19 protein-coding genes are annotated in these 21638 nt (G+C 71.1%); 10 read left to right on the forward strand and 9 right to left on the reverse strand.

The features are described from left to right. The first annotated feature begins 198 nt into the window (after window positions 1-198). Entirely contained in the window at window positions 199-1854 is a 1656-nt protein-coding gene (gene pgi, locus ACZ7H1_RS18120; protein ID WP_470787762.1) for a glucose-6-phosphate isomerase, read from the forward strand. A 99-nt stretch (window positions 1855-1953) separates the two neighbouring features. Here the strand turns inward: pgi and pgl are convergent, their stop codons facing one another. The 5 genes from pgl to tkt are packed head-to-tail and all read right to left on the reverse strand — an operon-like array spanning window position 1954 to window position 8600. Next, window positions 1954-2733, reverse strand: coding sequence for a 6-phosphogluconolactonase (pgl, locus tag ACZ7H1_RS18125; protein WP_470787764.1), 780 nt, complete (start codon window positions 2731-2733; stop codon window positions 1954-1956). A gap of 2 nt (window positions 2734-2735) precedes the next feature. Continuing rightward, the gene (gene opcA, locus ACZ7H1_RS18130; RefSeq protein WP_470787766.1) at window positions 2736-3815 is read right to left on the reverse strand and encodes a glucose-6-phosphate dehydrogenase assembly protein OpcA; all 1080 of its coding nucleotides are present in this window, start codon (window positions 3813-3815) and stop codon (window positions 2736-2738) included. After that, complete coding sequence (gene zwf / locus ACZ7H1_RS18135; RefSeq protein WP_470787768.1) at window positions 3812-5338, reverse strand: glucose-6-phosphate dehydrogenase; 1527 nt, start codon at window positions 5336-5338, stop codon at window positions 3812-3814. Before zwf ends, opcA begins: the two co-directional genes overlap by 4 nt. 5 nt (window positions 5339-5343) lie before the next feature. Further along, the gene (gene tal / locus ACZ7H1_RS18140; RefSeq protein ID WP_470787769.1) at window positions 5344-6462 is read right to left on the reverse strand and encodes a transaldolase; all 1119 of its coding nucleotides are present in this window, start codon (window positions 6460-6462) and stop codon (window positions 5344-5346) included. A gap of 35 nt (window positions 6463-6497) precedes the next feature. After that, on the reverse strand, window positions 6498-8600 hold the full coding sequence (tkt, locus tag ACZ7H1_RS18145; protein ID WP_470787771.1) for a transketolase: 2103 nt from the start codon (window positions 8598-8600) through the stop codon (window positions 6498-6500). A gap of 287 nt (window positions 8601-8887) precedes the next feature. Between tkt and ACZ7H1_RS18150 the strand changes: the two genes are divergently transcribed. The 3 genes from ACZ7H1_RS18150 to ACZ7H1_RS18160 all read left to right on the forward strand — a co-directional run bounded on the left by ACZ7H1_RS18150 (window position 8888) and on the right by ACZ7H1_RS18160 (window position 11400). Beyond that, the gene (locus ACZ7H1_RS18150; protein WP_470787773.1) at window positions 8888-9829 is read left to right on the forward strand and encodes a heme o synthase; all 942 of its coding nucleotides are present in this window, start codon (window positions 8888-8890) and stop codon (window positions 9827-9829) included. A gap of 24 nt (window positions 9830-9853) precedes the next feature. Then, a complete protein-coding gene (locus ACZ7H1_RS18155) occupies window positions 9854-10165 on the forward strand; it encodes a hypothetical protein (RefSeq protein ID WP_470787774.1) in 312 nt (103 codons plus the stop codon). Between the two features lie 125 nt (window positions 10166-10290). Further along, entirely contained in the window at window positions 10291-11400 is a 1110-nt protein-coding gene (locus tag ACZ7H1_RS18160; protein WP_470787776.1) for an amidohydrolase family protein, read from the forward strand. Between the two features lie 17 nt (window positions 11401-11417). Here ACZ7H1_RS18160 and ACZ7H1_RS18165 read toward each other — a convergent pair whose 3' ends face one another. The 4 genes from ACZ7H1_RS18165 to ACZ7H1_RS18180 form a co-directional block, all read right to left on the reverse strand. Continuing rightward, complete coding sequence (locus ACZ7H1_RS18165; protein WP_470787778.1) at window positions 11418-12377, reverse strand: COX15/CtaA family protein; 960 nt, start codon at window positions 12375-12377, stop codon at window positions 11418-11420. A gap of 34 nt (window positions 12378-12411) precedes the next feature. Then, window positions 12412-13605, reverse strand: a complete 1194-nt coding sequence (locus tag ACZ7H1_RS18170; RefSeq protein ID WP_470787779.1) for a hypothetical protein — start codon at window positions 13603-13605, stop codon at window positions 12412-12414. A 93-nt stretch (window positions 13606-13698) separates the two neighbouring features. Further along, entirely contained in the window at window positions 13699-14478 is a 780-nt protein-coding gene (locus tag ACZ7H1_RS18175) for an ABC transporter permease (protein WP_470787781.1), read from the reverse strand. Then, window positions 14478-15401: an ABC transporter ATP-binding protein gene (locus ACZ7H1_RS18180; RefSeq protein WP_470787783.1), complete on the reverse strand. Its 924-nt coding sequence runs from the start codon at window positions 15399-15401 to the stop codon at window positions 14478-14480. Before ACZ7H1_RS18180 ends, ACZ7H1_RS18175 begins: the two co-directional genes overlap by 1 nt. 417 nt (window positions 15402-15818) lie before the next feature. Between ACZ7H1_RS18180 and ACZ7H1_RS18185 the strand changes: the two genes are divergently transcribed. The 6 genes from ACZ7H1_RS18185 (at window position 15819) to ACZ7H1_RS18210 (ending at window position 21623) form a co-directional block, all read left to right on the forward strand. Continuing rightward, window positions 15819-16556 (forward strand): helix-turn-helix transcriptional regulator, encoded by a 738-nt coding sequence (locus ACZ7H1_RS18185; RefSeq protein WP_470787948.1) that lies wholly within the window; start codon window positions 15819-15821, stop codon window positions 16554-16556. After that, window positions 16553-17974: a Fe-S cluster assembly protein SufB gene (sufB, locus tag ACZ7H1_RS18190; RefSeq protein ID WP_470787784.1), complete on the forward strand. Its 1422-nt coding sequence runs from the start codon at window positions 16553-16555 to the stop codon at window positions 17972-17974. Before ACZ7H1_RS18185 ends, sufB begins: the two co-directional genes overlap by 4 nt. Before the next feature lie 119 nt (window positions 17975-18093). Beyond that, window positions 18094-19272 carry a Fe-S cluster assembly protein SufD gene (gene sufD / locus ACZ7H1_RS18195; protein ID WP_470787786.1) on the forward strand — a complete coding sequence of 393 codons (1179 nt, stop codon included), beginning with the start codon at window positions 18094-18096 and terminating at the stop codon, window positions 19270-19272. Next, window positions 19272-19589, forward strand: a complete 318-nt coding sequence (locus ACZ7H1_RS18200; RefSeq protein WP_470787788.1) for a bifunctional 3-phenylpropionate/cinnamic acid dioxygenase ferredoxin subunit — start codon at window positions 19272-19274, stop codon at window positions 19587-19589. The genes sufD and ACZ7H1_RS18200 overlap by 1 nt, the downstream gene beginning before the upstream one ends. A 7-nt stretch (window positions 19590-19596) precedes the next feature. Continuing rightward, entirely contained in the window at window positions 19597-20370 is a 774-nt protein-coding gene (gene sufC, locus ACZ7H1_RS18205; protein WP_470787789.1) for a Fe-S cluster assembly ATPase SufC, read from the forward strand. After that, window positions 20367-21623: a cysteine desulfurase gene (locus tag ACZ7H1_RS18210; RefSeq protein ID WP_470787791.1), complete on the forward strand. Its 1257-nt coding sequence runs from the start codon at window positions 20367-20369 to the stop codon at window positions 21621-21623. The genes sufC and ACZ7H1_RS18210 overlap by 4 nt, the downstream gene beginning before the upstream one ends. The last annotated feature ends 15 nt before the right edge of the window (window positions 21624-21638 follow it).

Below are 21638 nucleotides of genomic sequence, written 5' to 3' on the forward strand. Positions count from 1 at the left end.
CACCCACCGCCCCCCACCCCCCCCTCCCCCTCCCCCCCCCACCCCCCCCCCCCCCCCCCCCCCCCCCCCCCCCCCCCCCCCCCCCCCCCCCCCCCCCCCCCCCCCCCCCGGGCCCGTTTGTGTGTGTTCCCCCTGGTCTGATCCTTTAGGTTGGTGGGTGGCGGGGCACGACAGGACGGAAGTGGGTTGATCTCCGAGATGAACGCAGGCGGAGGACGTACGAAGCTCGACCGGACGCCCGAGTGGGCGGCGCTCGCGAAGCACCGGGAGCAGCTGGGCCGGACACATCTGCGGGAGCTTTTCGCGGCGGACCCGGGCCGCGGCTCCGGTTACACCCTGCAGGTCGGGGACCTGCACATCGACTACTCGAAGCACCTGGTCACCGACGAGACGCTCGCACTGCTGCGGGACCTGGCCGCGGCGACCGGCGTGGCGGAGCTGCGGGACGCGATGTTCCGCGGCGAGAAGATCAACACGACCGAGGACCGAGCGGTCCTGCACACGGCCCTGCGGGCCCCCGCGGACGCCGTGGTGGACGTGGACGGGGAGAACGTCGTCCCGCACGTCCACGCCGTCCTGGACCGCATGGCGGCCTTCTCCGAGCGGATCCGGTCGGGGGAGTGGACGGGCCACACCGGCCGCCGTATCCGTACGGTCGTCAACATCGGCATCGGCGGCTCCGACCTCGGTCCGGCGATGGCGTACGAGGCCCTGCGCTCCTTCACGGACCGGGACCTGGCCGTGCGGTTCGTGTCCAACGTCGACGGCGCGGACCTCTACGAGGCGGTCCGGGACCTGGACCCGGCGGAGACGCTGTTCGTCATCGCCTCCAAGACCTTCACCACCATCGAGACCATCACCAACGCCACCTCGGCGCGCACCTGGCTGCTGGACGGGCTGGGCGGCGACCGGACGGCCGTAGCGAAACACTTCGTGGCGCTGTCCACGAACGCCGAGAAGGTGGCCGACTTCGGCATCGACACGGCCAACATGTTCGAGTTCTGGGACTGGGTCGGCGGCCGCTACTCCTTCGACTCGGCCATCGGCCTCTCCCTGATGGCCGCCATCGGGCCGGCCCGCTTCCGCGAGCTGCTCGACGGCTTCCACCTGGTCGACGAGCACTTCCGCACCGCGCCGCCGGAGGCCAACGCCCCTTACCTGATGGGCCTGCTGGGCATCTGGTACGGCGCCTTCTTCGACGCGCAGTCGCACGCGGTGCTCCCGTACAGCCACTACCTGTCGAAGTTCACCGCCTACCTCCAGCAGCTGGACATGGAGTCCAACGGCAAGTCGGTGGACCGCGACGGCAACCCGGTGGACTGGCAGACCGGTCCGGTGGTGTGGGGCACGCCCGGCACCAACGGCCAGCACGCGTACTACCAGTTGATCCACCAGGGGACGAAGCTGATCCCCGCGGACTTCATCGGCTTCGCGCGGCCGGTGCCGGCACTGCCCCCGGCCCAGGCGGCCCAGCACGACCTGCTGATGGCCAACTTCTTCGCGCAGACGCAGGCGCTGGCCTTCGGGAAGACCGCGGAGGAGGTGCGGGCGGAGGGCGTCGCCGAGGAGCTGGTGCCCCACAAGACCTTCCGGGGCAACCACCCGACCACCACCGTCCTGGCGACGGAGCTGACCCCCTCGGTGCTCGGCCAGCTCATCGCGCTGTACGAGCACAAGGTGTTCGTCCAGGGTGCGGTCTGGAACATCGACTCGTTCGACCAGTGGGGCGTCGAGCTCGGCAAGGTGCTCGCCAAGCGGGTGGAGCCGGCGCTGACCGAGGGCGCCGAGGTGCCTGGCCTCGACCCGTCGAGCACCGCGCTGGTGGCCAAGTACCGCGAGCTGCGCGGCCGCTGACGGACCGGTACGCCGGGCACTTCCCGCAATGACGCAACGGCCCCCGCTCTCCTGCGAGAGCGGGGGCCGTTGCGTCGTGCCGTGCGGTGTCCTGCGGTCTCAGGAGACCGGCGGGTAGAGCGCCGCGGGCAGCTTCGCCGCCGCCGCGCGGTCCAGGAGCCACAGCGTGCGGCTGCGGCCGTACGCGCCCGAGGCCGGCGCCTGGACCTCGCCCGTGCCGCCGAGTGCGACGGCCACCGCGCCCGCCTTGTCCTCGCCCGCCGCCAGCAGCCACACCTCGCGGGCCGCCCGGATGGCCGGGAAGGTCAGCGAGATGCGGGTCGGCGGCGGCTTCGGGGCGCCGTGCACCCCGACGACCGTGCGCTCGGTCTCCCGAGCCGCCGGGTGCTCCGGGAAGAGCGAGGCGACATGGGTGTCCGGGCCCACGCCCAGCATGAGGACGTCGAAGCCGGGGACCGGGCCGTGGTCCTCCGGGCGCGCCGCCGCAGCCAGTTCGGCCGCGTACGCCTCCGCAGCCGCGTCGACGTCGGGACCGTACGGGCCGTCCAGTGCGGGCATGACGTGCACCCGCGCCGGGTCGACCGGCACGGCGTCCAGCAGCGCCGCACGGGCCTGGGTGTGGTTGCGCTCCGGGTCGTCGGCGGCGACGTACCGCTCGTCGCCCCACCACAGGTCCAGCTTCGCCCAGTCGACGGCGTCCCGGGCGGGCGCGGCGGCCAGGGCCGCGAGGAGCCCGTTGCCGTTGCGCCCGCCGGTCAGCACGACCGAGGCCGTACCGCGGGCGGCCTGGGCGTCCACGATCTTCGTGATCAGCCGGGCCGCCGTGGCCTGCGCCATCAGCTCCTTGTCGCGGTGGACGACGACCTGAGGAGTCGTCATGCTCACTTCGCGGCCGCCTTCCGCGTCGCCTTGGCGGCGGGCTTCGGCGCCGCGGCCGGGGCCGCGGCGTCCTCGTCCGCGGCCTTGCCGGCGGCCGCGCCGTCGGACTTCGCGGGCGCGGGCGCCTGCTCCGCCGGGGCGGGCGCGTGCGCCGCCGCGGCGTGCAGCTTGTCCACGCCGAACTTCACCGAGGACTCGTACGTGTTGTCCGGGTCCAGCCGGCGCAGCTCCTCGGCGAGCAGCTCGGCCGTGTCGCGGCGCTTGAGCGCCACCGCACGGTCGGGCTGACCCGGCATGCACAGCGTGGCCAGCGAGCCGTCCGCGCGGTCCAGGACGACCGTGCCGTCCGCGGACTCCAGGCGGACGGCGGTGAGCCCGGGACCGGCCGACAGGGTCCGGCGCACCGGGACCTGGAGGCGGTCCGCCAGCCACATGGCCAGCAGCTCGCAGCTCGGGTTCTCGTCCTCGCCCTCGACCGTGGCCGAGGTGATCTGCAGGGGCTGCTGGTCCAGGGCCGCGGCGAGCATCGAGCGCCACGGCGTGATCCGGGTCCAGGACAGGTCCGTGTCGCCGGGCGCGTAGGCGGCGGCCCGCGAGGCGAGCGCCCCGACCGGGTCCTCCGACGCGTACGTGTCCGAGATCCGGCGCTGGGCGAGCGCGCCCAGCGGGTCGCCCGCGAGGTCCGCGGGCGCGCCCTCCGGCCACCACACGACCACCGGGGCGTCCGGCAGCAGCAGCGGCAGGACGACCGACTGGGCGTGGTCCACCAGTTCGCCGTGCAGCCGCAGGACAACCGTTTCGCCAGTGCCGGAGTCGGCCCCGACGCGCACCTCGGCGTCGAGGCGCGCGTCACGACGGCTGCGCGGGGAACGGCTCACGCGCTTGATGACCACGATGATCCGCGAGGGGTGCTCGTGCGAGGCGTCGTTCGCCGACTTGAGAGCGTCGTAGGCGTTCTCCTCGTCGGTGACGATGACCAGCGTGAGCACCATGCCGATGGCAGGCGTGCCGATGTCCCGGCGCGCCTGCACCAGCGCGGCGTTGATCTTGCTGGAGGTGGTCTCCGTGAGATCGATCTTCATGGCCGGCGCCAGCTCCGTCCGTCTCGTGCGAGCATCTCGTCGGCCTCGACCGGGCCCCACGTGCCCGCCGGGTACTGCGCGGGCTTGCCGTGCTTGTCCCAGTACTGCTCGATCGGGTCGAGGATGTTCCAGGAGAGCTCGACCTCCTGGTGGCGCGGGAAGAGGTTCGCGTCACCGAGGAGCACGTCGAGGATGAGCCGTTCGTAGGCCTCCGGGCTGGACTCCGTGAAGGACTCGCCGTAGGCGAAGTCCATCGTCACGTCCCGTACCTCCATGGAGGTGCCGGGCACCTTGGAGCCGAACCGCACCGTGACGCCCTCGTCCGGCTGCACCCGGATGACCAGGGCGTTCTGCCCCAGCTCCTCGGTGGCACCCGATTCGAACGGCAGGTACGGGGCCCGCTTGAAGACCACCGCGATCTCGGTGACGCGGCGGCCCAGCCGCTTGCCGGTGCGCAGGTAGAACGGCACGCCCGCCCAGCGGCGGTTGTTGATCTCCAGGCGGATCGCGGCGTAGGTGTCGGTCTTCGACTTGGGGTCGATGCCGTCCTCTTCGAGGTAGCCGACGACCTTCTCGCCGCCCTGCCACGCCCCGGAGTACTGGCCGCGCACGGTGTGCTTGCCCAGGTCCTCGGGGAGCTCCACGGCCGTGAGGACCTTGAGCTTCTCGGCGACCAGCGCCTTGGGGTGGAAGGAGCCGGGCTCCTCCATCGCGGTCAGCGCCAGCAGCTGGAGCAGGTGGTTCTGGATGACGTCACGGGCCGCGCCGATGCCGTCGTAATAACCGGCCCGGCCGCCGATTCCGATGTCCTCGGCCATGGTGATCTGCACGTGGTCGACGTACGACCGGTTCCAGATCGGCTCGAACATCGTGTTGGCGAAGCGGAGCGCCAGGATGTTCTGGACGGTCTCCTTGCCGAGGTAGTGGTCGATCCGGAAGACCTCGTCCCGCGGGAAGACCTCGTGGACGATCTGGTTGAGCTCCTGCGCGCTGGCCAGGTCGTGCCCGAAGGGCTTCTCGATGACCGCGCGGCGCCAGGAGCCCTCCTTCTCGGCCAGCCCGTGCTTCTTGAGCTGCTGGACGACCTTGGGGAAGAACTTCGGCGGGACGGACAGGTAGAAGGCGAAGTTGCCGCCGGTGCCCTGGGCCTTGTCGAGCTCGTCGATCGTCGCCTTCAGCGTCTCGAACGCGTCGTCGTCGTCGAAGTCGCCCTGGACGAAGCGGCAGCCCTGCACCAGCTGCTGCCAGACCTCCTCGCGGAACGGCGTGCGCGAGTGCTCCTTGACGGCCTCGTACACCTCCTGGGCGAAGTCCTCGTGCTCCCACTCCCTGCGCGCGAAGCCGATGAGCGAGAAGCCCGGCGGCAGCAGGCCGCGGTTGGCCAGGTCGTAGACGGCCGGCATCAGCTTCTTGCGCGAGAGGTCGCCCGTAACGCCGAAAATGACCAGGCCGGACGGCCCCGCGATGCGCGGGAGCCGCCGGTCCTGTGCGTCACGAAGCGGGTTCGCTCCGTTTACAGACAAGGTGTTCAGGCCTCCGTGGGGGCGAGGCGCTGCAGCTCCGCCTCGGTCGACTTCAGCAGGTCGTTCCAGGACTGCTCGAACTTCTCGACGCCCTCGTCCTCGAGCAGCTGAACGACATCGTCGTACGAGATGCCGAGCTTCGCGACCGCGGCGAGCTCCTCGCGGGCCTGGTCGTACGTGCCGCGGACGGTGTCTCCGGTGACCTCGCCGTGGTCGGCGGTGGCCTCCAGGGTGCCCTCCGGCATGGTGTTCACCGTGCCCGGGGCGACCAGGTCCACCACGTACAGGGTGTCCTTGTACGAGGGGTCCTTGACGCCGGTCGAGGCCCACAGCGGGCGCTGCTTGTTGGCCTGCGCCTTGTCCAGCGCGGCCCAGCGCTCGGAGGAGAAGACCTGCTCGTAGGCCTCGTAGGCCAGACGGGCGTTGGCGAGCGCCGCCTTGCCCTTGAGGGCCTTGGCCTCGTCGGAGCCGACGCCGTCGAGGCGCTTGTCGATCTCGGAGTCCACGCGGGACACGAAGAAGGAGGCGACCGAGTGGATCTTGGCGAGGTCCAGGCCCGCGGCCTTGGCCTTCTCCAGACCCGCCAGGTACGCGTCCATGACCTCGCGGTAGCGCTCCAGCGAGAAGATCAGGGTCACGTTGACGCTGATGCCCTTGCCGATGACCTCGGTGATCGCCGGCAGGCCGGCCTTGGTCGCCGGGATCTTGATGAGCGTGTTGGGACGGTCCACCAGCCAGGCGAGCTGCTTGGCCTCGGCGACGGTCGCCGCGGTGTTGTGCGCCAGACGGGGGTCGACCTCGATGGAGACCCGGCCGTCCTGGCCGTCCGTCGCGTCGAAGACCGGGCGCAGGATGTCGGCGGCGTCGCGGACGTCCGCCGTCGTGATCATGCGGATGGCCTCGTCCACGGTGACCTTGCGCGCGGCCAGGTCGGCGAGCTGCTGCTCGTAGCCGTCACCGCTGCTGATCGCCTTCTGGAAGATCGACGGGTTGGTGGTGACACCGACCACGTGCTGCTGGTCGATCAGCTCGGCGAGGTTGCCCGACGTGATGCGCTTGCGGGACAGGTCGTCCAGCCAGATCGCCACGCCCTCGTCGGAGAGGCGCTTGAGTGCGTCTGTCATGGGAATTGCATCTCCTACTGGTTCTGGTACCGGTGTCAGCGCGCGGCGGCGGTGATCGATTCCTTGGCGGCGGCGGCCACGGCCTCGGGCGTGAAGCCGAACTCGCGGAACAGCACCTTCGCGTCGGCCGAGGCACCGAAGTGCTCCAGCGACACGATCCGGCCCGCGTCGCCCACGTAGCGGTGCCAGGTCAGGCCGATGCCCGCCTCGACCGCGACGCGCGCCTTGACGGAAGGCGGCAGGACGCTGTCCTTGTACTCCTGGTCCTGCTCCTCGAACCACTCGACGGACGGCATCGACACCACGCGGGTCGGGATGCCCTCGGCCTGCAGCGCCTCGCGGGCCCCGACCGCCAGGTGGACCTCGGAGCCGGTGCCGATGAGCACGACCTGCGGCGCTGCGCTCTGCCCCTCGGGGCCCGTGGCGTCGAACAGCACGTAACCGCCCTTGGCGGCGTCCTCGTTGCGCTCGTACGTGGGCACGCCCTGGCGGGTGAGGGCCAGGCCGTGCGGGGCGCCCTTGCCGAACACCTTGGTGTGGCGCTTGAGGATCTCGCGCCAGGCGACGGCGGTTTCGTTGGCGTCGGCCGGGCGGACGACGTTCAGGCCCGGGATGGCGCGCAGCGAGGCCAGGTGCTCGACCGGCTGGTGGGTCGGGCCGTCCTCGCCGAGGCCGACGGAGTCGTGCGTCCACACGTACGTCACCGGCAGGTGCATCAGCGCGGACAGGCGCACGGCGTTGCGCATGTAGTCGGAGAACACCAGGAAGGTGCCGCCGTAGATGCGGGTGTGGCCGTGCAGGGCGATGCCGTTCATGGCCGCGGCCATGGCGTGCTCGCGGATGCCGAAGTGGATGGTGCGGCCGTACGGGTCGGCCTCCGGCAGCGGGTTGCCCACCGGCAGGAACGAGGAGTTCTTGTCGATGGTGGTGTTGTTGGAGCCGGCCAGGTCGGCCGAGCCGCCCCACAGCTCCGGGATGACCGCGCCGAGCGCCTGGAGCACCTTGCCGGAGGCGGCGCGGGTGGCGACGCCCTTGCCCGCCTCGAAGACGGGGAGCTCGTCCTCCCAGCCCTCCGGGAGGTCGTTGGCCTGGATGCGGTCGAACTGCGCGGCGCGCTGCGGGTTGGCGGTGCGCCAGGCGGAGAACTCCTTCTCCCACTCGGCGCGGGCCTCGCGGCCGCGGTCGAGCGCCTTGCGGGTGTGTGCGATGACCTCGTCGGAGACCTCGAAGGTCTTCTCCGGGTCGAAGCCCAGCACGCGCTTGGTGGCGGCCACCTCGTCGTCGCCGAGCGCCGAGCCGTGCGAGGCCTCGGTGCCCTGGGCGTGCGGGGCGGGCCAGGCGATGATCGAGCGGGCCGCGATGAAGGACGGGCGCCCGGTCTCGGCCTTGGCGGCCTCCAGGGCCTCGTACAGGGCCTTGGGGTCGAGGTCGCCGCTGGCCTGCTGCGCGACGCGCTGGACGTGCCAGCCGTAGGCCTCGTAGCGCTTGAGGGTGTCCTCGGAGACGGCCGTCTCCGTGTCGCCCTCGATGGAGATGTGGTTGTCGTCCCAGAGCAGGACGAGATTGCCGAGCTTCTGGTGTCCGGCCAGCGCGGAGGCCTCGTGGGAGATGCCCTCCTGGAGGCAGCCGTCACCCGCGATCGCGTAGACCATGTGGTCGAACGGGGACGCGCCGGGGGCGGCCTCCGGGTCGAACAGGCCGCGCTCGTAGCGGGCCGCCATGGCCATGCCGACGGCGTTGGCGACACCCTGGCCCAGCGGGCCGGTGGTGGTCTCGACGCCTGCGGTGTGTCCGTACTCCGGGTGCCCCGGGGTCTTCGAGCCCCAGGTGCGGAACGCCTTCAGGTCGTCCAGCTCCAGCCCGAAACCAGCGAGGTAGAGCTGGGTGTAGAGCGTGAGGGAGGAATGGCCCGCGGAGAGCACGAAACGGTCGCGGCCGACCCACTCGGGGTCCGCCGGGTCATGCCGCATCACCTTCTGGAAGAGGGTGTAGGCGGCGGGGGCCAGGCTCATGGCCGTACCGGGGTGGCCGTTTCCGACCTTCTGGACCGCGTCCGCGGCCAGAATGCGGGCGGTGTCGACGGCCCGCTGGTCCAGTTCGGTCCACTCGAGCTCTGTGGTGGTCGGCTTGGTGCTCACCGTGGGTCAGGGCTCCTCTCCAGATGTCTGAGGCCGGTGTCGAACGGTTCACCGGCGCGATTCCGAGCCTACCCTCGCCACGGCGTGCAGCTATTCGAGTGCACGGCGACGCCGCGTCCGGATATCGGTGTCGCTGTTACGGCGCTCGGCCCAACACGACCCGACCCCCGCGCAGGGCCACGTAATGGCAACGTCTAGAGTGGCGTGGTACGCGCAAGCCTTACCGGACATTCACGCAGTGAACGGTCCGCGTCGGAGCTTGCTGGGAGTCTCTGTCAGGGGTGTGCGTGACGGCCGTCGAATCCCGTCCAGCGGGGGTGCTCGGGACGAGCCCCGGTCACCGGCCGTTCGGGGCCCGGGTCATGGCTTTCGTGGCGTTGACCAAGCCGCGGATCATCGAGCTGCTGCTCATCACGACCGTTCCGGTGATGTTCCTCGCCGAGCAGGGCGTTCCGTCGCTGTGGCTGGTCCTGGTGACCTGCCTCGGCGGTTACCTGTCCGCGGGCGGCGCGAACGCGCTCAACATGTACATCGACCGCGACATCGACGCGCTGATGGACCGGACCTCCCAGCGGCCCCTGGTGACCGGCATGGTCAGCCCGCGCGAATGCCTCGTCTTCGGCATCACGCTCGGCGTGGTGTCCACCCTGTGGTTCGGACTCCTCGTCAACTGGCTGTCCGCCGCACTCGCCCTCGGGGCGCTGCTCTTCTACGTCGTCGTCTACACGATGCTGCTGAAGCGGCGCACCACCCAGAACATCGTCTGGGGCGGCATCGCCGGCTGCATGCCGGTCCTCATCGGCTGGTCCGCGGTCAAGGACGAGGTCTCCTGGGCCGCCGTCATCCTCTTCCTCGTCATCTTCTTCTGGACGCCGCCGCACTACTGGCCGCTGTCCATGAAGGTGAAGGACGACTACGCCCGCGTCGGCGTCCCGATGCTGCCCGTCGTGGCCGGCAACAAGGTCGTCGCCCGGCAGATCGTCCTCTACAGCTGGGTGATGGTCGCCGTCTCGCTGCTGCTCACCCCCCTGGGCTACACCGGCTGGTTCTACACCGCGGTGGCGCTCGTGGCGGGCGGCTGGTGGCTGTGGGAGGCGCACGCGCTCCACGCACGGGCGAAGGCCGGGGTCACGGGAGCGAAGCTCAAGGAGATGCGCCTGTTCCACTGGTCCATCACCTACGTCTCGCTGCTGTTCGTGGCGGTCGCCGTGGATCCCTTCCTCCGGTGATTACTCGCCGGTAGCATGCCTGTCATGGCAGACACCAAGCAGGAGCGCACCGCGGCCAAGCTGGCCAAGCAGATCGGCGCGTTCGCCAAGGAGCACGGCGGCGCCGAAGGGCAGCTCGCGTACATCGGACAGATGGGCACCCGGATCGTGCTCGTCGGCGCGGACGGCGCCTGGGGCGACCTGGTGGCCCCCGGCCACCCCGTCGCCCAGCTGGCCGCCGAGAAGGCCGGCCTCACCCTCCACGAGGAGTTCGACGGCGAGTTCGCCGCGAAGGTCAAGACCGGCCCGTACGAGTGGAAGCGCATGGCAGGCCTCCAGCTCGGCTCGCCGCAGTAGCGCCTCCGCGGCCTCCTTCCGCCGCGAGGGGCACGGCTCGGGCACCAGCGCGAGCAACACCTGACACAGGGCTCACCCGTTAGGACGTGTGGAAGCAACCACACCGTCCGCAACGGGATGCCCGGATGATCGACACGCCGTCCCTGGTGGACCAGTACTGCCACGGGGTGCTCCGCACGGAGCTGGGACTCGGCACGTTCGAGGCCCACCTAGGCCGGGCCTCGGGCCCGGCCGCCGCGGGCACGACCTTCTTCGACACGCAGACCGGGTTCGCCGTACGGCGCTGGTGCCCGCCCCTGCTCGGCCTCGAGCCGCACTGCGCGCCCGCCCGCTACCTGGCCAGGCGCCGGGAGCTGGGCGTCGTCGAATCGGGGCGGCGGCTGCTGCGCGGCTCGGGAATCTCCACCTATCTGGTGGACACCGGGCTGCCCGGCGACCTCACCGGCCCCCGGGAGCTGGCCGCCGCCGGCGACGCCGAGGCCCACGAGATCGTCCGCCTGGAACTACTCGCCGAGCAGGTCGCGGACACCTCGGGGACGGTCGACTCCTTCCTCGCCAACCTCGCCGAGGCGGTGCACGCGGCGGCCCGCTCGGCGGTCGCGTTCACCTCGGCCGCCGGAGCGGGCTGCGCGCTCGCCTTCGCCCCGGAGCCGCCCGGCCCGGGGGAGGTGCGGGGCGCAGCCGGCCGCTGGCTGGCGGCCCGCCCCAAGGGCGGCGAGGTACGGGACCCGGTCCTGCTGCGGCACCTGCTGTGGAGCGCCGTGGCCTCCGGGCTGCCGCTCCAGCTCCACGCCGGGGCCGGGGACCCGCACCAGCGGATCGACCGTACGGACCCCACGCTGCTCACCGACTTCGTCCGGGCCACCGAGGGCCTCGGGACCGACCTGGTCCTGCTGCACAGCTATCCGTACCACCGGCACGCGGCGCATCTGGCGGGTGCCTTCCCGCACGTGTACGCGGATCTGGGGCCGGCGCTCGCCCACACCGGGGCGCGGGCCGCCGAGGTGCTGGCGGAGCTCCTGGAGCTGGCGCCCTTCGGCAAGCTGCTGTTCTCCAGCGGCGGCCGCGAACTGCCCGAACTGCACGTGGTGGGCGCCCGGGTGTTCCGGGACGCGCTCACCCGGGTGCTCGGCGGCTGGGTGGGCGACGGCGCCTGGTCCCGGCGGGACGCGGAACGCGTCGCCGCGATGATCGCGGCGGGCAACGCCCGCCGCGTCTACCGGCTCGTCCCCTGAGACGCAGGGGGCACCCGTCAGACGCGGGAGAGCTCGGGGTCGTTCTGCGCAGGGATGTCCGCGGTCGCGACGGGGCGCTCCCGCAGGCTCAGCGCGAGCCGCAGCACGGCGATCCACACCAGGCAGGAGCCCAGCATGTGCGCGCCGACCAGGATCTCGGGGAGCTCGGTGAAGAACTGCACGTAGCCGATGCCGCCCTGCGCCAGCAGCACGAGGAGCAGGCCGCGGGCGCGCGCCCGGGTGTCGTCGGGGGCGTCCGCGACCCGCAGCACCAGCCACATCGCCAGGGCCAGCGCACACACCAGCCAGGCGGCGATCGCGTGGACGTGGGCGGTGGACTCCCAGTCGAACGGCATGCGCCGGACCTCGCTGCTGTCACCGGCGTGCGGACCGGAACCGGTGACGACGGTGCCCGCGGCGATCAGCAGGAAGGTGGTGGCGACCAGGGCCCAGGAGAGCTTGCGCACGGGCTTGGGGACGCGCGGCCGCGGCGCGGTGTCGCCCTCGCGGGTGCGCTGCCAGGTGAGGGTCGTCACCGTGATCAGGGAGGTCGCGAGCAGGAAGTGCCCCGCCACGCTGTACGGGTTGAGGCCGGTCCAGACGGTGATGCCGCCGAGGACGGCATTGCCCATGACGATGAAGAACTGGGCCCAGCCCAGCCGGGTCAGCGAGCGGCGCCACGGCTTGGTCGAGCGGGCCGCGATGATCGTCCAGCCGACGGCCGCGCAGAGTACGTAGGTCAGCATCCGGTTGCCGAACTCGATGGCACCGTGAACGCCCTGAGCGGGCGTCGCGAAGAGGCTGTCGTCCGTGCACTTGGGCCAGGTGTCACAGCCCAGACCGGAGCCGGTCAGCCGTACCGCGCCGCCGGTGACGACGATGACCACGCTCATGACGAGGGCGGTGAACGCGGCACGCTGGAGCGTCCGGGGGGACGGCGTCCAGCGTCGGGCGATGGAGGCGAGGGGGGTCAACACGGGCCCTATCGTAGGCCGCCCCTTGTGCAAACTTTCACGAGGGGGTGCCGGCGGACCCGCTGCCGGGCGCGTACATCAGCCGGAAGCGGGAACCGGCCGGGTCGCCCTCCTCGTGCCACCAGACGTGGATCCGCCAGTGCACGGAGGGGCCCGTTTTGTCCGGAGAGTCCATGAACTCCCGTATCACTTCGGACCCTACGTCCTCAGCCGTACGGTTTGTCACCTCGGCGGCGCCGCGCCAGGGGTGCCCCTGCGCGGTCCACAGTCCGCCCGGCTCGCGGAGGTCGAGCCGCCACACCGCGCGCCACGGGTGTGACGAGAGCATCGCGGCGACCGTGTCCTCATCGAGACGCAGCCGGTCCGCGATCTCGGCCCGGGAGGCCCCCTGGATCCGCGCCGCGACCGCCGCCTGCGGAAGCAGCCGCTCCGGCAGCAGGCCGTCCGCCGACAGCTGGGCGAGGCTGCCGAAGGAAAGGAAGCGCAGCCGCAGTTCCAGCTGGCGGGCGAGGTGCGCGAGCGCCTCCCCGGCCTCGAGCGCGGCATCGCTCGCCCCGTCCGGCCGACCGTCGTACCGCTCGTCGTACCGCTCGTCGTGCCGTCCGTCCTGCCGCTCGTCCAGCAGGGAGCGGAAGTCGTGCTCGGCCGCCAACGCCCAGGCGACCGCGTCGTGGGCGTAGCCCAGTTCGGCCAGCCGGTCGGCGAGGAACACCTTCGCCTGGGCCAGGCCGCGCCGGTTGACCGGATCCGTGCCGTCCAGCGCCAGCCAGACCTCCACGGCCGCCCGGGTCTGGTCGCGGGCCCGCTCGCCCGCCGCCCGCTCCATGGGGCCGGGCCCGTCCTCGGCGGCCGCGCCCAGCGGGTGCCGGGGCAGCCGGCGCGCGTCACTCAGCGGCCAGGCCAGCCATACCCCGTGGTTGATCAGCCCGCGGGCGTACCAGCGGGCGTACTCGGGGGAGTGCGCGGCGGCCTGCCCGGAGTGCTGGAGCGACTCCTGCGCGGCGGCCAGCGCGCCCGCCCGGTCCCCGGCGGCGAAGCGGCGCGCGGCGAGGTCGCCCAGCCGCAGCCCGAGCCGTGCGGTGCACGCCGGATCCCGGTCCGGCAGGCCGCGCAGCGCGGCGATCAGCTCGTCGAGCAGCCGGTCCGCTTCCTGCGGCCCGTCCTGCGCCTGTCCCGACCGGATCCGGGCCCACTGCTCGTCCAGCCGCAGAGCGGCGTCCCGCTGCGCCATCGAGCCCCCCTGATGCGTGCTGATGCGTGCTGATGCGTCGTGCGCGGCCGCCTCATGCGGAGGCACGCGGCGGCGTACATCCTGGCGGGAAGGTCACTCCCAGCGGAAGAGCCTTGCCGCGGCGCCGAGGCCCAGCACGGCCCAGGCCGCCAGCACCGCCAGATCGCCCCAGGGCATGCCGGCGCCGTGCTGGAGCACGTCGCGCAGCCCGTCGGACAGGGCGGAGATCGGCAGCAGGCCCAGCACTGTGGCCACGGCGTCCGGGAACCGGTCCAGGGGCACGATCACCCCGCCGCCGACGAGCAGCAGCAGGAAGACCAGGTTCGCTGCGGCCAGGGTGACCTCGGCCTTCAGGGTGCCGGCCATCAGCAGGCCGAGCCCCGAGAAGGCCGCGGTCCCCAGCAGGAGCAGGGCGGCCACGGAGAGCACACCGCCCTGCGGGGACCAGCCCAGCGCGAAGGCGATCGCCGTCAGCAGTGCGACCTGGAGCACCTCGGTGACCAGCACCGACAGGGTCTTCGCGGCCATCAGCGCCCAGCGGGGCAGCGGCGAGGCGCCGAGCCGCTTGAGCACGCCGTAGCGGCGGTCGAAGCCGGTGGCGATGGCCTGGCCGGTGAAGGCAGTGGACATCACGGCCAGCGCGAGCACGCCGGGCGCCAGGAAGTCCACGGACTTCCCGCCGCCCTCCTCGACGGGCAGGGACACGATGTCCACGGAGGAGAACAGCACCAGCAGCAGGGCCGGGATGATCACGGTCAGCAGCAGCTGTTCGCCGTTGCGCAGCAGCATCCGGGTCTCGAGCGCCGTCTGGGCGGCGATCATGCGCGACACCGGGGCGGCCCCCGGCTTGGGGGTGAACGTGCCGGCGCTCATCAGCGCAGCTCCTTGCCAGTCAGTTCCAGGAAGACGTCCTCCAGGGTGTGCCGCTCGACCGAGAGGGTGTCCGGCAGGACGCCGTGCTGGGCGCACCAGGAGGCGACGGTGGCCAGCAGCTGCGGGTCGACGGCGCCCGTGACGCGGTACGCGCCGGGGACGAGCTCGGCCGCCTCCGTGCCGTCGGGCAGCGCCTTGAGGAGCGAGGCGAGGTCGAGGGCGGGGCGGCCGGTGAAGCGCAGGGTGTTCTCGGCGCCGCCGCGGCACAGGGCCCCGGGGCTGCCCTGGACGACGACCCGGCCGGCGTCGACGATCGCGACGTCGTCGGCGAGCTGCTCGGCCTCGTCCATGTGGTGCGTGGTGAGCACGACCGTCACCCCGTCGGCGCGCAGCTCCCGTACGAGCTCCCAGGTGGCCCGGCGGGCCTGCGGGTCCAGACCCGCGGTCGGCTCGTCGAGGAAGACCAGCTCGGGGCGGCCGACCACGGCCATCGCGAGGGCGAGCCGCTGCTGCTGGCCGCCGGAGAGCCGTCGGTAGGGGGTGCGGCCGCAGCTGCCCAGGCCCAGCCGCTCGACGAGGGGGTCCACCGGGAGCGGGTCGGCGTACAGGCGGGACATGTGGGTGAGCATCTCGACGGCGCGGGCGCCGGAGTACACACCGCCGGACTGGAGCATCACGCCGATGCGGGAGCGCAGGGCCGCGGTGTCCGCGACCGGGTCGAGGCCGAGGACGCGGACGGTTCCGGCGTCGGGGCGCCGGTAGCCCTCGGCGGTTTCCACCGTGGTCGTCTTGCCCGCGCCGTTGGGACCGAGGACCGCGGTCACCGTGGCGGTCCCGACCGTGAGGTCCAGCCCGTCCACCGCGGTCTTGGTGCCGTACCGCTTCACCAGTCCGCGGATCTCCACGGCGGGGTCGTTGCTCATGCGGGCGAGTCTACGGAGCGCGAGGGGGGTCCAGGGTCCCGGGGTGGAAGGGGCCCGGGCGCCCCGCCCACGGCTCTTCCGTACGGTGTTCCCGGCCCCGGGATTCGCACGGCACGACGAATTATGGCGATCTTCAAGTCGGCGGATCGGGGCCGCCCCGGCTTCTTTCGGTGATCTTTTCCGCTATCCGGCCCCGTGGTCCCGGGAATCCTCGCGGGGCGGGGAATTGCTGGTCGCAGGGGTGCAGCGGCTCCCGGACGGACCCCGCCGACCTGCTGGAATATGAAATTCCGAATAACTCTCCGTAGATTGGTAAGGTAACCCTTAGTGATGGAAGCCACCCGGAGTGGCCTCCGTCACGCCTTGTCGGGGCTCGACTAATTACGCAACAATGGCGTTGTGAAATACGGCGAACGGATGATCGAGACCCCCCAGGGGGAGCTCGCGCCCGGAGAGCGGTCAACCCGCACCCGGGTCGCGCGGTCGATCCTGGACCACGGTCCGTCCACCGTCGCCGACCTCGCCACGCGGCTCGGCCTCACCCAGGCCGCCGTGCGCCGCCACCTGGACACGCTCGTCGCCGACGACGTGGTCGAAGCCCGTGAGCAGCGCGTCTACGGCGCGCGCACCCGAGGTCGGCCCGCCAAGGTCTTCGCGCTGACCGACTGCGGCCGCGACGCCTTCGACCAGTCCTACGACTCGCTCGCCGCGGACGCCATGCGCTGGATCGCGCAGGCCGCGGGCGGCGGCGAGCAGGGAGAGGCGGCGGTGACCGCCTTCGCCCGCGCGCGGCTGGCCGCACAGGCCGAGGCCTACCGGGAGGCCGTCGACGCGGCCGACCCCGCGGAACGGACCGAAGCGCTGGCCAAGGCATTGACCGCAGACGGGTACGCTGCTACGGCGCGCAGCGCTCCCGGTCCGCACAGCGGTGAACAGCTCTGCCAGCACCACTGCCCGGTCGCGCACGTCGCCGAGCAGTTCCCGCAGCTGTGCGAGGCGGAGACCGAGGTCTTCTCCCGCCTGCTCGGAACCCACGTGCAGCGGCTCGCCACCATCGCCCACGGCGACGGGGTGTGCACGACGTTCATTCCGCGAAGCGCCGCACAGACCACCACACCAGCATCTGCAAGCACGGCCGGGAGGAACCCCGCATGACTCTCCCCACGGAGACTGCTCACCCTGAACTCGAGGGTCTGGGCAAGTACGAGTACGGCTGGGCCGACTCCGACGCGGCCGGCGCCGTCGCCAAGCGCGGTCTCAACGAGGACGTCGTCCGCGACATCTCGTCGAAGAAGAACGAGCCCGAGTGGATGCTGAACCTCCGCCTCAAGGGCCTCAAGCTCTTCGGCAAGAAGCCCATGCCGACGTGGGGCTCCGACCTCTCCGGCATCGACTTCGACAACATCAAGTACTTCGTGCGTTCCACCGAGAAGCAGGCCGCTTCCTGGGAGGACCTGCCCGAGGACATCAAGAACACGTACGACAAGCTCGGCATCCCGGAGGCGGAGAAGCAGCGCCTCGTCGCCGGTGTCGCGGCCCAGTACGAGTCCGAGGTCGTCTACCACCAGATCCGCGAGGACCTGGAGGAGCAGGGCGTCATCTTCGTCGACACCGACACCGCGCTGAAGGAGCACGAGGAACTCTTCAAGGAGTACTTCGGCACCGTCATCCCGGTCGGCGACAACAAGTTCGCCTCGCTGAACACCGCCGTGTGGTCGGGCGGCTCCTTCATCTACGTGCCCAAGGGCGTGCAGGTGGAGATCCCGCTGCAGGCCTACTTCCGTATCAACACGGAGAACATGGGCCAGTTCGAGCGGACGCTGATCATCGTCGACGAGGACGCCTACGTCCACTACGTCGAGGGCTGCACCGCTCCGATCTACTCCTCGGACTCGCTGCACTCCGCCGTGGTCGAGATCATCGTGAAGAAGGGCGGCCGCTGCCGCTACACGACGATCCAGAACTGGTCGAACAACGTCTACAACCTGGTCACCAAGCGCGCCGTGGCGTACGAGGGCGCGACCATGGAGTGGATCGACGGCAACATCGGTTCCAAGGTCACCATGAAGTACCCGGCCGTCTACCTGATGGGCGAGCACGCCAAGGGCGAGACGCTCTCCATCGCCTTCGCGGGCGAGGGCCAGCACCAGGACGCCGGCTCCAAGATGGTCCACATGGCGCCGAACACCTCCTCGAACATCGTCTCCAAGTCGGTGGCGCGCGGCGGCGGCCGTACCTCGTACCGCGGCCTGGTCGAGATCGGCGAGGGCGCCGCGGGATCGAAGAGCAACGTCCTCTGCGACGCGCTGCTCGTCGACACGATCTCCCGCTCGGACACGTACCCGTACGTGGACGTCCGCGAGGACGACGTGACCATGGGCCACGAGGCCACCGTCTCCAAGGTCTCCGACGACCAGCTCTTCTACCTGATGGCCCGCGGACTCACCGAGTTCGAGGCCATGGCCATGATCGTGCGCGGCTTCGTCGAGCCGATCGCGAAGGAGCTGCCGATGGAGTACGCGCTGGAGCTCAACCGGCTGATCGAGCTGCAGATGGAGGGCTCCGTCGGTTAAGGCCCCACGAGGCCGGCGCACCGACGCCCCCCACCAGCCGGCGGCCCGCAGTCTCTGCGGGCCGCGGATCGCAACGACGCAGGCAGTGTCCTTTTAAGAGAGCGAGCAAGACGACAGCCATGGCTGAGGCTCAGAACATTCCGGCGGGATCGACCACCGCCGGCGCGATCGCGGTGGCCGCAGAGTCCACCGTCGCCACCCGGATGAGCGCACCCCCGTCCTTCGACGTGGCGGACTTCCCCGTCCCCCACGGCCGCGAGGAGGAGTGGCGCTTCACTCCGCTGGAGCGACTGCGCGGACTCCACGACGGCACCGCCGTCGCCAACGGAACGATGAAGGCCCAGATCGACGCCCCCGAAGGGGTCACCGTCGAGTCGGTGGACCGTGACGACGCGCGGGTCGGCAAGGCCGGCACCCCCGTCGACCGGATCGCCGCCCAGGCGTTCTCGTCGTTCGCCAAGGCCACGGTCGTCACCGTGCCCAAGGAGGCCGTGCTCTCCGAGCCGATCCGCGTCGCCCTGCACGGCGAGGGCGGCACCACCTTCGGCCACACCGTCTTCGACGTGCAGGCCTTCGCCGAGGCGATCATCGTGGTCGACCACACCGGCGACGGCGTGCGCGCCGCCAACGTCGACATCCTCGTCGGCGACGGCGCCAAGGTGACCTTCGTGTCCGTGCAGGACTGGGACGACACCGCCGTCCACACCTCCCAGCACAACGCGCTGATCGGCCGTGACGCGAGCTTCAAGTCGGTCGTCGTCACCTTCGGCGGCGACGTCGTGCGCCTCCACCCGCGCGTCAGCTACGCCGGCCCCGGCGGCGAGGCCGAGATGCTGGGCCTGTACTTCACCGACGCCGGGCAGCACCAGGAGCACCGCCTCCTGGTCACCCACGACGCTCCGCACTGCAAGTCCCACGTGGTGTACAAGGGTGCCCTCCAGGGCGACCGCGCCCACGCGGTGTGGATCGGCGACGTCCTCATCCAGAAGACCGCCGAGGGCACCGACACGTACGAGATGAACCGCAACCTCGTCCTCACGGACGGCGCGCGGGTCGACTCGGTCCCGAACCTGGAGATCGAGACCGGCGAGATCGCCGGCGCCGGCCACGCCTCGGCGACCGGCCGCTTCGACGACGAGCAGCTGTTCTACCTGCAGGCCCGCGGCATCCCGGCCGACGAGGCCCGCCGCCTGGTCGTGCGCGGCTTCTTCGCCGAGCTCGTCCAGCAGATCGGTGTCCCGGACATCGAGGAGCGCCTGATCGGCAAGATCGAGGCCGAGCTGGAAGCATCCGTCTGATGACGTACCTGAAGGCATGCGCGCTGAGCGAGCTGAGCGAGGACACCCCGAAGCGGGTGGAGCTCGACGGCACGCCGGTGTCGATCGTGTCCACCGAGGGGGAGGTGTTCGCGATCCACGACATCTGCTCGCACGCGAACGTCTCGCTCTCGGAGGGCGAGGTCGAGGACTGCCAGATCGAGTGCTGGCTGCACGGATCGGCGTTCGACCTCCGCACCGGCAAGCCGTCCGGCCTGCCCGCGACGCGCCCCGTCCCCGTATACCCCGTAAAGATCGAAGGGGACGACGTGCTCGTCTCCCTCTCCCAGGAGTCCTGAGGCACCCATGGCTACGCTTGAAATCCACGACCTGCACGTCACCGTCGAGACCGGCGACGCGGCGAATGGCACCCGCGAGATCCTCAAGGGCGTCGACCTCACCGTCAAGCAGGGTGAGACGCACGCCATCATGGGTCCGAACGGCTCGGGCAAGTCCACCCTGGCGTACTCGCTGGCCGGTCACCCGAAGTACACCATCACCGGTGGCACCGTGACCCTCGACGGCGAGGACGTCCTCGAGATGTCCGTCGACGAGCGCGCCCGCGCCGGCGTCTTCCTCGCCATGCAGTACCCGGTCGAGGTCCCCGGCGTCTCGGTCTCCAACTTCCTGCGGACGTCGGCCACGGCCATCCGCGGCGAGGCCCCCAAGCTGCGCACCTGGGTGAAGGAGGTCAAGGAGGCCATGGAGCGTCTCCAGATGGACCCCTCCTTCGCCGAGCGCAACGTGAACGAGGGCTTCTCCGGCGGTGAGAAGAAGCGCCACGAGATCCTCCAGCTGGAGCTGCTCAAGCCGAAGATCGCGATCCTCGACGAGACCGACTCCGGCCTCGACGTCGACGCCCTGCGCATCGTCTCCGAGGGCGTCAACCGCGTCCGCGAGTCCGGCGAGGTCGGCACCCTGCTGATCACGCACTACACGCGGATCCTGCGCTACATCAAGCCCGACTTCGTGCACGTCTTCGCGAACGGCCGCATCGCCGAGTCCGGCGGCGCCGAGCTCGCCGACCAGCTCGAGGCCGAGGGCTACGACAAGTACGTGAAGGGTGGCGTGACCGCGTGACACAGCTGCCTGGCCTCCTCGACATCGAGGCGATCCGCAAGGACTTCCCCCTGCTGGATCGTGTGGTCCACGACGGGAAGAAGATCGTCTACCTCGACAGCGCTGCGACCTCGCAGAAGCCGCGTCAGGTGCTCGACGCGCTGAACGAGTACTACGAGCGGCACAACGCGAACGTCCACCGCGGCGTGTACCTGGTCGCCGAGGAGGCCACGGCACTGTACGAAGGCGCCCGCGACAAGGTCGCCGCCTTCATCAACGCGCCGAGCCGCGACGAGGTGATCTTCACGAAGAACGCCTCGGAGTCGCTCAACCTGGTCGCCAACATGCTCGGCTGGGCCGACGAGCCCTACCGCGTCGACCACGAGACCGAGATCGCCATCACGGAGATGGAGCACCACTCCAACATCGTGCCGTGGCAGCTGCTCTCGCAGCGCACCGGCGCGAAGCTGAAGTGGTTCGGCCTGACCGACGACGGCCGGCTCGACCTGTCGAACATCGAAGAGGTCATCACGGAGAAGACGAAGATCGTCTCCTTCGCCCTGGTCTCGAACCTGCTCGGCACCGTCAACCCCGTCGAGACGATCGTCCGGCGCGCGCAGGAGGTCGGCGCGCTGGTGCTGATCGACGCCTCGCAGGCCGCTCCGCACATGCCGATGGACGTGCAGGCGCTCGGCGCCGACTTCGTGGCCTTCACCGGCCACAAGATGTGCGGCCCGACCGGCATCGGCGTCCTGTGGGGCCGCCAGGAGCTGCTGGAGGACCTGCCGCCGTTCCTGGGCGGCGGCGAGATGATCGAGACCGTTTCGATGCACTCGTCGACCTACGCCCCGGCGCCGCACAAGTTCGAGGCGGGCACGCCCCCGATCGCCCAGGCCGTCGGCCTCGGCGCGGCCGTGGACTACCTGTCCGCGATCGGCATGGACAAGATCGCGGCGCACGAGCACGCGATCACCGAGTACGCGCTGCGGCGCCTGCAGGAGATCCCCGACCTGCGGATCATCGGCCCCACCACGGCCGAGGACCGGGGCGCGGCGCTCTCCTTCGTGCTCGGCGACATCCACCCGCACGACGTGGGCCAGGTACTGGACGAGCAGGGCATCGCGGTCCGCGTGGGACACCACTGCGCGCGCCCGGTCTGCCTGCGGTACGGAATTCCTGCGACCACGCGAGCGTCGTTCTACCTGTACTCCTCTCCGGCCGAGGTCGACGCGCTCGTCGACGGGCTGGAGCACGTACGGAACTTCTTCGGATAACGACGGCGACGAGGG

This window comes from Streptomyces sp. NPDC037401 (assembly GCF_055602345.1).

What these genes read in the sequence shown, in the direction of transcription:
- ACZ7H1_RS18155 (WP_470787774.1), top strand. Translation starts at nt 9,854, where the DNA reads ATGGCAGACACCAAGCAGGAGCGCACCGCGGCCAAGCTGGCCAAGCAG.
- ACZ7H1_RS18170 (WP_470787779.1), bottom strand. Translation starts at nt 13,605, where the DNA reads ATGGCGCAGCGGGACGCCGCTCTGCGGCTGGACGAGCAGTGGGCCCGG.
- opcA (WP_470787766.1), bottom strand. Translation starts at nt 3,815, where the DNA reads ATGAAGATCGATCTCACGGAGACCACCTCCAGCAAGATCAACGCCGCG.
- sufD (WP_470787786.1), top strand. Translation starts at nt 18,094, where the DNA reads ATGGCTGAGGCTCAGAACATTCCGGCGGGATCGACCACCGCCGGCGCG.
- ACZ7H1_RS18160 (WP_470787776.1), top strand. Translation starts at nt 10,291, where the DNA reads ATGATCGACACGCCGTCCCTGGTGGACCAGTACTGCCACGGGGTGCTC.
- pgl (WP_470787764.1), bottom strand. Translation starts at nt 2,733, where the DNA reads ATGACGACTCCTCAGGTCGTCGTCCACCGCGACAAGGAGCTGATGGCG.
- ACZ7H1_RS18185 (WP_470787948.1), top strand. Translation starts at nt 15,819, where the DNA reads ATGATCGAGACCCCCCAGGGGGAGCTCGCGCCCGGAGAGCGGTCAACC.
- sufC (WP_470787789.1), top strand. Translation starts at nt 19,597, where the DNA reads ATGGCTACGCTTGAAATCCACGACCTGCACGTCACCGTCGAGACCGGC.
- ACZ7H1_RS18180 (WP_470787783.1), bottom strand. Translation starts at nt 15,401, where the DNA reads ATGAGCAACGACCCCGCCGTGGAGATCCGCGGACTGGTGAAGCGGTAC.
- tal (WP_470787769.1), bottom strand. Translation starts at nt 6,462, where the DNA reads ATGACAGACGCACTCAAGCGCCTCTCCGACGAGGGCGTGGCGATCTGG.
- ACZ7H1_RS18200 (WP_470787788.1), top strand. Translation starts at nt 19,272, where the DNA reads ATGACGTACCTGAAGGCATGCGCGCTGAGCGAGCTGAGCGAGGACACC.
- ACZ7H1_RS18175 (WP_470787781.1), bottom strand. Translation starts at nt 14,478, where the DNA reads ATGAGCGCCGGCACGTTCACCCCCAAGCCGGGGGCCGCCCCGGTGTCG.
- pgi (WP_470787762.1), top strand. Translation starts at nt 199, where the DNA reads ATGAACGCAGGCGGAGGACGTACGAAGCTCGACCGGACGCCCGAGTGG.
- sufB (WP_470787784.1), top strand. Translation starts at nt 16,553, where the DNA reads ATGACTCTCCCCACGGAGACTGCTCACCCTGAACTCGAGGGTCTGGGC.